A 1,113-nucleotide genomic window follows, 5' to 3' on the forward strand; every position below is an offset into this window, starting at 1 on the left:
TGGAGATTTACAATGCAAGTGCAACACCTAAAATAAAAGATGACCCATTGGGGAAATTCCTGTAAAATGGCAGTTGACGAGACAAACCATAAGGAGGAATCCCCAATGAGTCACTACCATCATCTTAGCATATCCGAGCGGGAAAGTATATGGGAAAATAAACTTTTGGGTAAGTCATTGCGAGAGATTGCCAAGGGCATAGGACGCTCCGTATCCACTGTAAGCCGGGAATTAAAACGTAACCGATTCGCTCGCTCCTATCGTCCATCTAAAGCCCAGGAAAAGTATCAAAAGAGGCGCAAACACTGTCGGAGGCACAAGATATTGGAGCAAACAGATATAAGAGAGAAAGTGGTTAACTTGCTTACCGGTCAACAATGGTCTCCAGAACAGATTTCCAAGCGCATAGAACTAGAACATGGGAGTCCAGTGGTCAGTTATAGCACCATCTACCGTGCGATCAAGACAGGCTATATGGAGCCAAAGGAACGGAAGAAAAAGAAACACGGGCGCTATTTTATGGAGCGTTATCTGCGCAGGAAGGGTTGGCGTGGTAAGAAAAAGGAGAAGCAAGAGAAGGCATATATTCACCGTGGAATTGAAGAGCGCCCTAGATCTGCGGAAAATCGCAGTCGTTTTGGACACTTTGAGGGCGATTTGGTGTATAGCAGCTGTCACAAGCTGTATATTGTCACACTGGTAGACCGACGCTCACGGTTCTTGCTCACCGGAATCAGTAAAACCAGAAAGGCTTCAGAAGTTGCGCAGGTCATGGCCTCGATGTTGGAGAAACTGCCCAACCGACTGCTGCGTAGCATTACTTTAGACCGTGGCTTTGAATTTGCAAATCACGCTGACATTACAGCTAAGATTCCAAATGCGCAGTTTTACTTTGCCCACCCTATGTGCCCATGGGAGAGAGGGACTAACGAGAACACAAATGGTCTTCTACGTCAGTATGTCCCTAAAAATACCTATAAGGTGCCATTCTCTCCAGAGCTTCTGGAGGAGTTCACACACAAGCTCAATACTCGACCTCGCAAATGCCTGGGATGGAAAACTCCTGCGGAAGTCTTTTATCACCAGGTGTTGCACTTGACTTGACAATGCGCC

At 46.5% G+C, this 1,113-nt stretch carries 1 protein-coding gene; it reads left to right on the plus strand.

Annotated elements, in window-relative coordinates; translation table 11 throughout:
- The first annotated feature begins 105 nt into the window (after positions 1-105).
- Positions 106-1,104, plus strand: a complete 999-nt coding sequence (locus B5F98_RS12510; RefSeq protein ID WP_158096700.1) for an IS30 family transposase — start codon at positions 106-108, stop codon at positions 1,102-1,104.
- Positions 1,105-1,113: the final 9 nt, after the last annotated feature.

This window comes from Pseudoflavonifractor sp. An44 (assembly GCF_002161675.1).
In the GTDB taxonomy this organism is placed as follows: domain Bacteria; phylum Bacillota; class Clostridia; order Oscillospirales; family Oscillospiraceae; genus Enterenecus; species Enterenecus faecium.

Excerpts from the sequence above, each read along its gene's own strand:
- B5F98_RS12510 (WP_158096700.1), top strand. The coding sequence starts at position 106 with ATGAGTCACTACCATCATCTTAGCATATCCGAGCGGGAAAGTATATGG.